This is a genomic window from Shewanella sp. Choline-02u-19 (assembly GCF_002836205.1).
GTDB lineage: Bacteria > Pseudomonadota > Gammaproteobacteria > Enterobacterales > Shewanellaceae > Shewanella.
The window spans coordinates 3,329,429-3,343,077 of record NZ_PJBE01000013.1; the positions used below are offsets into that span (position 1 = coordinate 3,329,429).

The window sequence follows — 13,649 nt, forward strand, 5'->3', positions numbered from 1 at the left end:
TACCAATTGCATTAAATATGTAGTCAATTCAGAAGCGCTCAATCTTTTCAATTCAAGGCGCATTGACGAAAGAATGGTTATTCCCTTGTGAGCCGATGCAATACAGAAGTGGAATGAGTGAGCGCGTGAGCTGCAAAGTACTGAATGAACAGATACTCATTACAATTGGTATAATAACGATTCAACATTGGCTAGGATTATGGTGTAATGCGCAGTCAATTTTGCGAAACCCTGTGTCATCGCTCATTTTTACGAACTCCAGCGACTGATAGATAACATACATCACATAGTGATGGATGAAAGATTCAGCAATCTGGCTTGATGACTTACAATCGCGATAATTCAATTGTTAACGTATAGGAATAGATAGATGTCAGAGGACACTCCAAAGAACACTCACTTCGGTTACAAAACGGTTGAAGCTGAGCAAAAGGCCGAGATGGTCGCTGGCGTATTCCATTCTGTCGCCGCTAAATACGACATCATGAATGACGTCATGTCTTTCGGTATCCACCGCATGTGGAAACGTTTCACTATCGAAAGTGCTGGTGCACGTCCAGGCATGAAGGTTCTTGATTTAGCTGGCGGTACTGGTGATTTAACCGCTAAGTTTTCTCGTATTGTCGGTGAAAAAGGCCAAGTTACTTTAGCCGATATTAACGACTCAATGTTAAAGGTTGGCCGCGAAAAGTTAAGAGACAAAGGCATTGTGGGCAATGTGAACTATGTGCAAGCTAACGCTGAATCACTGCCGTTTCCAGACAATCATTTCGATATTATTACCATCGCCTTTGGTCTACGTAACGTCACCGATAAAGATGCCGCTATCGCTTCAATGCTAAGAGTATTGAAACCCGGCGGAAAATTATTAGTGCTTGAGTTTTCTAAGCCTAAGCACAACGTGATGCGTAAATTATATGATCTATACAGCTTTAAAGTGATGCCTAAAATGGGCGCGTTAATTACACAAGACGCTGAGAGTTACGCGTATCTTGCTGAATCTATTCGCATGCACCCAGATCAAGAAACATTGAAACAAATGATGGTAGATGCTGGTTTTGAGCAAGTGAACTATACCAATATGACTGACGGTATTGTGGCCTTGCATAAAGGTTACAAATTCTGATTGGACTCACTATGTCTCGTGACATGTCACTGCTTACATGTGCGGCGATTGAGGTTAGCTTAAACAAGCTAATCGCCCAATCGCCTGAAGACTACGCGACCCTGCGTAGTCTGCATGGCAAAGTTCTTTGCATTCAACTTACTCAGCTTAATTGGCCACTTTTTCTCTTGTTTGCTAAAGAGATCCAAGTTTACAGCCAATACGAAGGTGAGGTTACCACTCAAGTTAATGCCGATATCACCACTTTATATCAACTCACTGAAGGTGCAAACCTCACTGAATTGATCAAACAAGATAAGCTTAGCCTCGAAGGCGACCTCGGTTTATTGCAAGCTTTTAGCCACTATATTCAAAGTGTTGAATTCGATTTTTACGAGCCACTATCTCGTTATATCGGTGATATTCCAACTCACTTTGTTTGCCAAACGGTTAAGCGAGCAAAACAAGATATCACCCAAATATGGCTCAAAACACGTTCCCACTTAGGTCAGTTAACGACCGAAGAGTATCGACTTGCACCGCATAAACTCGAATATATTCACTTAAGTGATACCATCGAAGATATCGCCGTCGACGTCGACGCTTTGGAAGCACGGATAGAGCAATTACTAAATAGGGCAAGAGTTAAACCATGACAGTAACAAGTATCAGGCGCGCTTATCAAGTCATCCGCACCGCGTTGCATTACGGATTAGATGATTTAATTCCCTCAAAGTTAACGCCTTGGTACTTCAAGCTATTAAGAGGTTGTCTCTTCTGGCTCAGAAACCAACACAAAGATAAAATCGGCGGCGAACGCTTAAAACTGGCGATGCAAGAGCTTGGCCCTGTCTATATTAAGTTTGGCCAAATGCTCTCAACCCGACGCGATCTACTCAGTGATGAATGGGCTGAAGAGCTGGCGATGTTGCAAGACAGAGTGCCTCCCTTTGATTCCGCGATTGCTCGCGCCTCTATTGAGTCCGAACTTAAAGCCCCCATCGAAAATTACTTTGATGACTTCGAAGACACGCCGCTTGCATCAGCCTCTATCTCACAAGTGCATACCGCGACACTAAAGTCTAACGGCGCTAGAGTGGTATTAAAGGTACTGCGCCCAGATGTAGAACAAAAAGTTCATGCCGACATTCAGCTAATGTCGCAGACTGCGGGCTTTTTAGAGTTACTGCTAGGGGCAAACAATCGCTTACGTCCAGCCGAAGTTGTCGAGGATTATCGCACCACCATTGAGGGTGAGCTCAATTTAAAACTTGAAGCCCTTAGTGCGATTAAGTTACGTAATAATTTCTTGGGTTCAAATTCACTTTATATCCCTTTTATGTATGAAGAGCTTTGTTTTACCCGACTGATTGTAATGGAGCGTATTGACGGTGTACCTGTATCAGATAAAGCGGCACTTATAGCGCAAGGTACCAATCTAAAGCTGCTTGCTGAACGCGGTGTAGAACTATTTTTCACTCAAGTATTTCGTGATAATTTTTTCCACGCAGATATGCATCCCGGCAATATTTTTGTCAGCCGTGAACACCCAGATGATCCCTTTTACATCGGTTTAGATTGCGGCATCATGGGCACACTGACCGATGAAGATAAACGCTATTTAGCAGAAAACTTTCTCGCCTTCTTCAATCGTGATTATCACCGCATTGCTCAGCTTTATATTGAATCCGGTTGGGTATCACCCGATACCGATATCAGTGCATTTGAACAAGCGGTTAAAGTTGTTTGTGAGCCCATGTTTAATAAACCATTAGATGAAATTTCATTTGGTCACGTTTTACTTGAGCTATTTCGAACTGCGCGTCGATTCGACATGGTTGTCCAGCCTCAGCTGGTATTGTTAGAGAAAACCTTACTCTATATTGAAGGTTTAGGGCGTCAGCTATACCCACAATTAGATTTATGGCAAACCGCTAAACCTTTTCTTGAAGACTGGATGGCCGAACAAGTAGGCCCTAAAGCCATGGCAAGCAAAATTAAGCAGCAACTGCCTTATTGGGCAGAACACCTGCCAGAGCTGCCAGAGCTCATTTACGATAATTTAAAAATGGGTCGCAACCTAGCAAAGACACAAAACAAATTACTCGATCGATATCTAAAACATCAGCAAAAAGCACATAAAAGTAACTATTTTTTGATCACCGCCGCTATTTTAGTGATCTGTGGCACTATTTTGTTCAATCAAGACGCTACACTATGGGCGTCTTACGGCAGTATCGGCCTAGGCGCCACATTGTGGCTGCTCGGATGGCGATCTAGACCAAAGATCCGTAAACTTTAGCTAGACCTAAATAACCAAAGGTTCATAATAGATTCAATATCTAAATTAAGAGGATTCATTCATGGGTGGCATTAGTATTTGGCAACTTCTTATCGTTGCATTGATTGTCGTATTATTGTTTGGAACAAAGAAATTACGTTCTCTAGGCGGCGATTTAGGCGGTGCTGTTAAAGGCTTCAAAAACGCCATGTCTTCTGAAGAAGATAAAAAAGCGCTAGAAGAAAAAACAGCGCTAGAAGACAGTGCAGCTGAAAAAACAGTTCAGGGCACTGAGACAGCCGAAAAAAAGGCTGAATCTAAGGACAAAGAACAGGCGTAATCGACTATGTTCGACGGTATCGGCTTTATGGAGTTGCTGTTGATTGGAGTCTTAGGGCTAGTTGTACTTGGCCCTGAAAGACTTCCTGTCGCCGTGCGCTCAATCTCAGGCTGGATCCGCGCCATGAAAAAAATGGCTAACTCAGTTAAAGACGAATTAGAACAAGAGCTTAAAATCGAGCAATTGCATACTGATTTGAAAAAAGCAGAAAGCCAAGGCTTAAAAAACCTTGCGCCTGAGTTACAGGATTCAATCGATCAATTAAAACAAGCAGCGCAATCTGTTAATCGTCCCTATCAAGTAGAAGATGTTCCTTCGGCAAAAGAAACGCCAGCCAAGGACGCCCCTACTATTGAGACATCTTCAACAGATAGTGCTAAGTCAGACAAACCTAACGGGTAGTCCATGTCACAACAAAAGCCGTTAATAAGCCATTTGCTTGAGATGCGTAATAAGCTGCTTCGAGCAATAGCGAGTGTTCTCTTGGTGTTTATCTGTTTGGTCTATTGGGCCAATGATATTTACCATTATATGGCGATACCATTGATGCAAGCTCTGCCCGACTCGAGCAGCATGATTGCAACGGATGTTGCCGCACCCTTTTTTGCACCATTCAAACTAACATTGGTACTGTCATTTTTTATTGCCATACCTTATGTTCTGTTTCAAGTATGGTCATTTGTTGCACCAGGGCTTTATAAGCATGAAAAGCGCTTAGTGGTGCCGCTGCTTACCAGTAGTACCTTGCTGTTCTACCTCGGTATTGCATTTGCTTATTACGTAGTATTCCCTGTGGTATTTGGTTTTTTTGCGTCTGCAGCACCTGAAGGTGTAGAAGTTGCGACCGATATCAGTAGCTATTTGAGTTTTATTCTCAAGCTGTTTTTTGCCTTTGGCTTAGCGTTTGAAATACCTGTAGCAGTCGTTCTTTTGTGCTGGGCGGGTGTCACCTCACCTGAAGAGCTGAAAAAGAAACGTCCATACATAGTGGTTGGTGCATTTATTGTGGGAATGTTTTTAACACCTCCCGACATTATTTCGCAAACTATGCTCGCGATTCCAATGCTCATCTTGTTTGAAGGTGGACTCATCGCAGCACGCTTTTATAGTAAAGATGAATCTGAAGACGATGAAGATGAAGATACGTCTGAAGAGAGTGAACAAAAGTAACTAAACATTTGTTGATAGAGATAAAAGGTATTGCCATTCAGTTGATGAAGGCAGTACCTTTTTTTTGCACTGAAAAACCATTAGGTTACGATGCCAGAGCCGAGAATAACTATTAGCTTCAATTCCTAATCTCGCCTACAGGGCTTTGAATTCCCGCTGAATGTTCAAACTTTTAATGCAACAGATATAAGCCCTACCCTCTAATAGCTAACATTCTCACTGGTAACTCTGTAGGTATATTGAATCACAAAAGCAATAGACCTTAGCTTCTTTACATACCTTAATGGCCTTAACATTGAGGCTCTGAATTGATTACATATATAACGGAATTGGTATAAAATCGTCCCGTAGCCTGCTTTCTAATAATAAAAAGGAAATTTTAATGATTAAGCCGTATCTGTTATTACTGACAACAGCCTCTATTTTGTTATCGACATTTGCAAATGCCTCCGTTGAAACTCAGCTATCACAATGTGCTGCGGTACCAGACAAACTGGATCGTCTTGTCTGTTACGACAACCTCTCCGCGTCATTAGTAACAAACAGCGTCACCAGTGTTAGTTCGGCACCAGAAACGATTGCCGTCGCCGCCTCAGCAACCGTTGTCACCAGTACCGCAAATGCACAAAAAAACGCTATTGAAGAGTTTGGCAATATCAAGAATGACAAAGCGGGGCAAGAGGTTGTGGTCATCAATCTAACCGTAGATAAAGTCACCAAAGATCCATATGGCGCGCTTAAAATTCAATTTGATAACGGTCAAGTTTGGAAACAAACTGATTCACGCTCTTTCAAACTCAAGCCAGAACAACAAGTCTATATTGAGAAAGCAGCCCTTGGATCTTTTATGTTAGGCACAAAAGATCGTAACACCACCATTCGGGTTAAACGTCTTAAATAATGCCGCAGTTTATGGACATTGCTGTCAATCTCATTGGCAGCAGCTTAGAAAAAGATCTTCACGAGGTTGTAGCAGCCGCTAATCATGTTGGCGTCTCCTCTATGGTTGTTGTCGGCAGCCACATTGAAGAGAGTGAGCAAGCGATTGCGCTATGCAATTCATTTTCAGGAACTCTCTATAGCACAGCAGGTGTTCATCCGCATCATGCGAGTGAATGGACGTCCCAAAGCTGTCATCGCATTAAGCAACTAAGCTTATCTCAATGTGTCGTTGCCATTGGAGAATGCGGTCTGGACTATAATCGGGATTTCTCACCGAGAGCCAAACAAAGGCAGGCTTTTGCCCAGCAACTTGATCTGGCAGTTGAGCTAAAAATGCCAGTATTGATGCATGAACGAGACGCTCATACAGATTTCCTCACCATATTAAAAGAATACCGCTCAGCATTACCCGCGGCGCTACTGCACTGTTTTACAGGGAACCGGGAAAGTCTAGAGGCTTATCTAGAACAAGACTTACACATAGGGATCACCGGCTGGGTGTGTGATGAACGTCGAGGTCAGGAGCTAGCCGAGCTAGTGCCATTTATTCCTGACAATCGTATTGTAATTGAAACTGATAGCCCCTATTTATTGCCAAGAAGCATGCGACCAAAACCGAAATCAAGTAAGAACCAACCTAAATACTTACCTTATATCGCTGAGTATATTGCGAATCTTCGTGGGCAACAGATTGATGATTTTGCACTACAAACTTATCAAAACAGCCGTTCCTTTTTTGGTTTAACGTATTAATGCGGCTATTCATTCGTTTTATAGCCATCGCGATGCTTTTTATATCAAGCTGTACAAATGCCGAAAACATCTTAACGCTCGATAGCCATACCCCTACAGAGCAAGCCTTAAATGACTGGGTCTATTACACACCAGTAACGCCAAACACGGACGTATTCCAAGTCAGCCAGTTGTCATCAACACGTTGGGATAAATTCACGCCGGATATTATTCGCGGTCTAAGTAACAAGCAATTTTGGGTCAAGTTTAGCGTGCACAGCAGCGGTTCTTTTGTAACCCATAGAATATTATCAATAACCAACCCCCACTTGGATCTGATTGAGTTATATCACTTCAATCGACACCGTTTAGTCAACAAAGTCGTTATGGGTGACAGTATCCCTTTCTCTCGAAGGCCTATTGTTAGTAATGATTTTTCGTACCCGTTTAGCAGTAAAAATAATGATTTCCATACCTTTTACTTAAAAATAAGCACTGCGGGGTCTTCAAGTATTCCACTCACGCTTTGGACCGATAACGCCTACTATCAAAGTGCTGAGCAGCAATCATTACTCTATGGCTTCCAAATAGGTGTCTTAACAGCGATTGGGATTTTCAGCCTCTTTATTGCCATTAGCTCACACTCATTTAGTTACACCTATTATGCTGGTTATGTGCTCTCTTTGACGCTATTTGTCGCCGCTTTACACGGTATCGCCTTTCGTTTTATTTGGCCTAATTTACCGATAGTACAAACGTTTATTTTGCCTGTACTATTGTGTTTATCGATGGCATTTGCCTTTCTATTTTCAGAGAAAGTCATGCAGCTTAAATACCATAGCCAGCCGATGCTACGGATCTGCCGGGTCGGTGCGGCCATTTCAATCTTCCTGCTTTTTATTGGATTATTACTCGACTACAACCTAGCGCTAAAAATGGATGTCTGCGTAGTCATGCTCAGCAGTTTAATACTGATGTATATCGCACTTGTTCAAGGATTTAGAGGCCATAAACTGGCTAAGTTATTCGCTATTGGCTGGGCCTGTATGATGCTAGGAGCCTTAATTTCCGGCATGATGTATATGGGTTATATCGAACTTGAGCTGCAAGCTAATACTCCCTTCATGCTTGGATTAAGCTTCGAAATTCTATTCATGGCGGCACTACTAGCGATACGCTATAACGATGAACGCCTGTCTAAACTGCAGATCCAGAAAGAAGCGTTAATTCAAGCAGAAAGAGTGAAAATAACCCGAGAAGATGCACTTCGAATAGAGGCTCGAAGTAGCGAGCAACTTGGAAAGATGGTTCAAGAGCGAACATTAGAATTAGAAATTGCACTAAGAGAGCTCAACGAAGCAAATCAAAAGCTGACGGAACAAACTACGATTGATAGCCTTACAGGTGTAAAAAATAGAAATTCGTTTGATAAGCGTATCCTTGCAGAAGGCCGCATAAGCCGTCGACAACAAACGCCAATGGCTATCCTCATGCTAGATATAGACCACTTTAAGTCGATTAATGACACTCATGGACACCTTGCCGGCGACCAAGCCTTGCGAGTTATCGCTGATGAACTTAAGCGAAAATTAAAGCGACCAACCGATCTGGTATCACGTTTTGGTGGTGAAGAGTTTGCTATTATATTACCGAATACGAATCAAGAAGGCGCCCTGCAAGTTGCTGAGACCATAAGGAAAGCTATTTTTGAATTACCGATTAGTTGGGGAAAAATAACCATTCCTCTAACCGTCAGTATTGGAGTGAGCGTTGAAATCGTTTCATCCGAACAACATACAACATTGTTATTAGACCAAGCCGATAAAGCACTTTATCGCGCAAAGAACGAAGGGCGTAATCGCGTTATGCTATACAGCCCTGAGCAAGATTGAGCCCTGAGCAAAATTGACATCATCAAAAAGTCTGGAGTCGAATGTGAATATTATTACTAGTGCCTACCCACAGCGTAGAATGCGTCGTATGCGCAAACATGAGTTTAGTCGTCGTCTCATGGCTGAAAACCAACTCTCTGTAAATGACTTAATTTATCCGATGTTTGTGCTGGAAGGGAATAATCGTACAGAGCAAGTTGCTTCTATGCCTGGTGTAGAGCGCCTTTCAATTGACCTACTGCTTAAAGAAGCGGCAGAATTAGTTGAACTTGGGATCCCACTTATTGCACTATTTCCTGTCACGCCTTCAGAGAAGAAAACCCTGATGGCTGAGGAAGCTTATAATGCCGACGCGCTAGCACAACGTGCCGTGCGTGCATTGAAAGAGGCTTTCCCACAGCTAGGCGTGATGACTGACGTCGCACTGGACCCGTTTACCACTCATGGTCAAGATGGCATCATTGATGAAACTGGCTATATCATCAATGACATCACTACCGATATTTTAGTTAAACAGGCACTTTCTCATGCTGAAGCCGGTGCTGATATTATCGCACCTTCAGATATGATGGATGGCCGTATTGGTGCTATTCGCAAAGCGCTTGAAGCCGCTGGTTATGTCAACACACAGATCATGGCATACTCTGCCAAGTATTCATCAAACTACTATGGTCCTTTCCGTGATGCAGTCGGTTCAGCGGGTAATCTAAAGGGTGGCAACAAGCATAGCTATCAAATGGATCCTGCTAACAGTGACGAAGCACTGCATGAAGTTGCTCTCGACATTCAAGAAGGCGCAGACATGGTAATGGTTAAGCCTGGTATGCCTTATCTTGATATCGTCCGTCGCGTTAAGACTGAGCTTGCCGTGCCAACGTTTGCTTACCAAGTCAGTGGGGAATATGCGATGCATATGGCCGCGATTCAAAATGGTTGGTTAGCTGAAAAAGCGATTGTAATGGAGTCATTACTTTGCTTTAAACGTGCGGGGGCAAATGGTGTCCTGACTTACTTTGCCAAGCGCGCTGCGCAGTGGTTAAAAGAAGATAAATAACCGTTTATAGATGCAGAAATGCCACTCCCTAGCGAGTGGCATTTTTATTTCTAACGTCAAATCCCCCCTATAAAGTTCAATATTTCGGTTCTACTTTTAGAGCTTAGTCTCTATTGTGTGACTCCTGCCACTAAACGAACAATCATGCAGTGATCGATATAACAGTCCTTCTAGCCCATGCTTCACCCATTAGTTAAGACATGATTGAATAAAGCAGAATTCATTTCTTCTTGCTAGAGGTATAATCATGCACAATAACGTCAAAGCATTGCTTGCCACCACCGTTTTATTTTTTAGTAGCCAGAGTATGGCTAGTGGCGGCTGTGCATTCGAAGGCCAACAAGAGGGCTTTATGGCCACTTGTAGTGAGGAGAAACAAGAAGTGATCTTAACTGGTAGCGTTACAACCGAACAACTCAACGTGCTTGATTGGTTCAATCAAGAATATACTGATTACAAAGCCGACAAAGCAACAGTAGCGCAGTTACAGGCTGTCACTGAGGCAACTGAAATCACCGTTATTATTGGTACATGGTGCCCAGATTGTCACCGTGAAACGCCGCGACTTATTCGTATAATGGAACAGGTTAATAACCCTCTGATCACGGTGAAATACATTGGTGTTGATAGAGCTAAAGAAGATCCAAAAGGCTTGGCTAAACACTATGATTTCTCACGTATACCGACTTTCATCGTTTCACAAAAAGATGAAGAGATTGGTCGTATTGTCGAAAGACCTAAAGTGTCTTTAGAGAAAGATCTCGCGGCCATTTTAAAAGCCTCGTAACTCTACCTTTAAAAACATAAAAAAGGCCGCAAAAAGCGGCCTTTTTATTTACGCGTTATTTAAAACTCGTAACGTGCAACAACCGAAAAGAAACGCTCTTCTTGACGGTCTGTAACCATGCCGTAATCAGGGTTTAATTCAAGCCCTGACGCTGTATCTGCATAGCGTGCTCTTTCTTCATTAATGTTAATTGCCGAATCAGAGTCTAATACATTGTAAACAGTTCCCTTGATGGAGAAGTCACCCTCAAAAATATCGGTCATGTAAGTCAAAGATAAATCGATATTCGTTACCCAAGGCAAGTTACCCGCTTCACCGCGTGGTGCAGGGTTTCCATTTTCATCATAGTGCGACGCTTGATCATAATAACGGCTGATACAGTCATCCCACGGATTACCCGCAGTACAACTACCCACGCCTTCTGGATGCTGTGAGAAATAACTCTGTGGACGACCCGAAGTCACACGCGTTACAAAACCAAAGATAAACTCATCGGTAATGTTATAAGCACCACTGACCTTAAATGCATGTGTATGGTCATTCGGTAAATCACCATTTGAATGATCCATCAAGTCGCCATAATCATAAGAGGTTGTCCAACCTGGATCAGCCTGATTATTATCCGTCTTAACTAAACCTTCGGTATTACCATAGCTATGCGACCAAGTGTACGATGAGTTAATACGTAAATCGTCAGTAACAGCGCCATCAAGTGTGAACTCCATAGCTACATATTTACGCTCAGCTTCAGGCAATGCCATCTCTTCTGCAGTCAAATTCACATTATCGACAGTACCATCGCCATCGAAATCATATGCTATACCCACATCTTCACCAGGATTTAGCAGCACATAGTAAGAGCTCTGACCTACATTATCTTCAATACCTAACTCTTTGAGTTTCTTACTCAATACTGGACCAACATCAGTATCTTCGACGCTGCGGCCTAAGTTACGGTATATACCACGAACACCCGCTGTCATCGTTTCAAATACTTCTTGCTGGTAACCTAACGTAAACTCATCTGAGTACATAGATTTAAGAGAAGATGAAGCGATCAAACCAGGCTCAGTAATTCCTTTTTGACGATACCAACGATCCCTCAGCATTGCCCCACGACTCGGTGAACCATCCCCAGTAATCACTGGATGACCGTCACCATCAACTTGATCAAGCTCTGAATATTCGAACCATTCAATAGAAGATGAGCCCTGAGTAATATTCATATTTGCTGATACAGGTTGAAAATAACGACCATAGGTAGCAAACACTTTTGCGCTACCATCACCAAATAAGTCATAAATAGCTTGGACACGGGGGGCAAACTGATCTTCCATCTCTACGTATGCGCGACCATCTGAGACTGTGTTTTCAAATTCGCTATAACGTAAACCAAGATTTAATACCAAATTGTCAGTCGCCTGCCACGAGTCATTGATATAGAAAGCGGTTGAAGTCACATCAGAATCAGTGAAACGGTTACGTACGCGGCGCTCTACATAGTCTTCGCCCTGAACTTGGCCAGAGTTATCATCCGCACCTGCCGTATAAATTGACCACCAACCTTGAGCATCTCCCATACCATTTTGAGATGAAGAGTAATCAACTTTGACCTTGGTATAATCAACACCAAATTGAATCGCGTGGTTGTCTAAGTCCCAGCTGAAATCAATTCTCGCTTGATCACGTTGATAATGCTCTTCTGATACCGTCGAGTTAGTATGCTGGCTTAATGTCGTAGAACCATTTCGGTAGTCCCATACTCCAGGATTAGTAGAGGCCACGACATTTTCAACATCCTCTTGCACTCGTCCGACAACTGCTGAAACTGAGAATGTATCGGTAAGATAACCGTTGTAGTTCAAACTATAAACTTTACCACCATCTTCACCAGGTGCATCTACGCCTTGCTGTTCACCAACAACATTGGTTTCCCAATCATAAGCGTAAGTCTTATTCGTCCAAGTACGCTTGTTGTTCATGGCAGAAAAGCCAATTGAATGATTTTCTGTCATGTACCAATCAAGTTTAGCAAACCAACGATCTTCTTCGCGTTCACGGTTAGTTTTAGTCGTTTGACCAGCCCAGTCTTGATCTTCGCGTCTTGGCGCAAACAAACCATAGAAGAATAGTGAGTCTTCTATAATTGCTCCGCTCGCCCATAACTGTAACTCTTTAAAGTCATAGCTATCTTGTTGAGTGTTAGTGTCTATTTCACCGCTTGATTGGTATATATTGTCATGAGATGAACGTAATGAAGATGGATCCCAGCGTGCTTCAGCACCAAATTTAAATTCGTTTTCACCCGATTTAGAAACAGCGTTTACAATACCGCCCAATGCACCACCGTATTCAGGGCTCACACCACCCGTTTTTATTTGTGTTTGAGAAATCGCTTCCCAAGGTAGACGAATTGATCCTAAACCCGTACGAATACTCGTTACATTGAGCCCATTAAAATAGTATCCATTTTCAGCGGCTGATGAACCACCAAAACTAGATGCGCCTTTAAAACTATCTCCACCAGGCGCTGCAGTGCCGGGGGCTAGCAGTGCAATACTTTCAAAGCCCGTATTAACAGGCATGGTTTGCAGCTCATCTTGACTAAACGTTAAGCCAGAGGTTGATGAAGCAGTATCGACACGACGGATCATGCTACCCGTTACGGAAATTCGCTCTATATTGTCAGCGCCTGCTTCCGTTAACTGACCATCCAAAATAACCGATTGCCCAATACTGACTCGGACGCCATTTTCTTGATTTTGAACAAAGCCATCTTTACTAATGGTGATGTCGTAATCACCAACAGGGACATTACGCAGCAGGTAATCACCATTGGCGTTTGTTTCAACAGTGAACACTAGCCCTTTAGCTTTGTGCTTAAGTGTAATCGTTGCGTTCGACAAGTCAGCGCCAGTGGCGTTGATGACATGACCTTTAACAATACTAGTATCAGCTGCAATAGCAGCTGGTGCAGAAAACATTAACACTGATCCAACAGCAATCGCTGCGAGTGTCTTTCTCGGCGTAAATCGCTTTAAAGCGTTATTTCCGTCCATAACCTAATTTCCCTTAGTTCTATCTATAGTTATTGTGCAAACTTTTTTGTTTTTTTTAGCGTTGATCGCCAACAACTGAGCTCGCCCTTAATTGCAACATTACACTAACATTGTTAGCATAATGTATACAATTTATTTTATCCATAGATTTCGGGTGGAAATAAAGTATTGAAAATATTGGTTTTATTAAGTGAAGTACTTCGAGAATACGTTGAATAATGAAGGGCGAAGTTCTTAAATCAGTCAAAAACATCAATGCAACTAAGAACAATCTGAAATAATATAAA

The 13,649-nt window shown here is 42.6% G+C and carries 12 protein-coding genes; 11 read left to right on the forward strand and 1 reads right to left on the reverse strand.

The window, feature by feature from the left end; all coding sequences use genetic code 11:
* Positions 1 to 370 precede the first annotated feature (370 nt).
* The 11 genes from ubiE to CXF83_RS21275 all read left to right on the forward strand — a co-directional run bounded on the left by ubiE (position 371) and on the right by CXF83_RS21275 (position 10,303).
* Positions 371 to 1,126 (forward strand): bifunctional demethylmenaquinone methyltransferase/2-methoxy-6-polyprenyl-1,4-benzoquinol methylase UbiE, encoded by a 756-nt coding sequence (ubiE, locus tag CXF83_RS21225; protein WP_101089802.1) that lies wholly within the window; start codon positions 371 to 373, stop codon positions 1,124 to 1,126.
* 11 nt (positions 1,127 to 1,137) lie between these two features.
* Positions 1,138 to 1,761 (forward strand): ubiquinone biosynthesis accessory factor UbiJ, encoded by a 624-nt coding sequence (locus tag CXF83_RS21230; RefSeq protein WP_101089801.1) that lies wholly within the window; start codon positions 1,138 to 1,140, stop codon positions 1,759 to 1,761.
* Positions 1,758 to 3,407: a ubiquinone biosynthesis regulatory protein kinase UbiB gene (gene ubiB, locus CXF83_RS21235; protein ID WP_101089800.1), complete on the forward strand. Its 1,650-nt coding sequence runs from the start codon at positions 1,758 to 1,760 to the stop codon at positions 3,405 to 3,407. Before CXF83_RS21230 ends, ubiB begins: the two co-directional genes overlap by 4 nt.
* A 61-nt stretch (positions 3,408 to 3,468) precedes the next feature.
* Positions 3,469 to 3,726, forward strand: coding sequence for a Sec-independent protein translocase subunit TatA (tatA, locus tag CXF83_RS21240; protein ID WP_101089799.1), 258 nt, complete (start codon positions 3,469 to 3,471; stop codon positions 3,724 to 3,726).
* A gap of 6 nt (positions 3,727 to 3,732) precedes the next feature.
* The gene (gene tatB / locus CXF83_RS21245; RefSeq protein ID WP_101089798.1) at positions 3,733 to 4,128 is read left to right on the forward strand and encodes a Sec-independent protein translocase protein TatB; all 396 of its coding nucleotides are present in this window, start codon (positions 3,733 to 3,735) and stop codon (positions 4,126 to 4,128) included.
* 3 nt (positions 4,129 to 4,131) lie between these two features.
* Positions 4,132 to 4,896: a twin-arginine translocase subunit TatC gene (gene tatC, locus CXF83_RS21250; RefSeq protein WP_101089797.1), complete on the forward strand. Its 765-nt coding sequence runs from the start codon at positions 4,132 to 4,134 to the stop codon at positions 4,894 to 4,896.
* 382 nt (positions 4,897 to 5,278) lie between these two features.
* Positions 5,279 to 5,797, forward strand: a complete 519-nt coding sequence (locus CXF83_RS21255) for a hypothetical protein (protein WP_101089796.1) — start codon at positions 5,279 to 5,281, stop codon at positions 5,795 to 5,797.
* A complete protein-coding gene (locus tag CXF83_RS21260; protein WP_101089795.1) occupies positions 5,797 to 6,591 on the forward strand; it encodes a TatD family hydrolase in 795 nt (264 codons plus the stop codon). Before CXF83_RS21255 ends, CXF83_RS21260 begins: the two co-directional genes overlap by 1 nt.
* Entirely contained in the window at positions 6,591 to 8,462 is a 1,872-nt protein-coding gene (locus tag CXF83_RS21265; RefSeq protein WP_101089794.1) for a sensor domain-containing diguanylate cyclase, read from the forward strand. The genes CXF83_RS21260 and CXF83_RS21265 overlap by 1 nt, the downstream gene beginning before the upstream one ends.
* 43 nt (positions 8,463 to 8,505) lie before the next feature.
* Positions 8,506 to 9,516: a porphobilinogen synthase gene (gene hemB / locus CXF83_RS21270; protein ID WP_101089793.1), complete on the forward strand. Its 1,011-nt coding sequence runs from the start codon at positions 8,506 to 8,508 to the stop codon at positions 9,514 to 9,516.
* A gap of 247 nt (positions 9,517 to 9,763) precedes the next feature.
* Positions 9,764 to 10,303, forward strand: coding sequence for a thioredoxin family protein (locus CXF83_RS21275; protein WP_101089792.1), 540 nt, complete (start codon positions 9,764 to 9,766; stop codon positions 10,301 to 10,303).
* 59 nt (positions 10,304 to 10,362) lie between these two features.
* Here CXF83_RS21275 and CXF83_RS21280 read toward each other — a convergent pair whose 3' ends face one another.
* Positions 10,363 to 13,362: a TonB-dependent receptor gene (locus CXF83_RS21280; protein ID WP_101089791.1), complete on the reverse strand. Its 3,000-nt coding sequence runs from the start codon at positions 13,360 to 13,362 to the stop codon at positions 10,363 to 10,365.
* Positions 13,363 to 13,649: the final 287 nt, after the last annotated feature.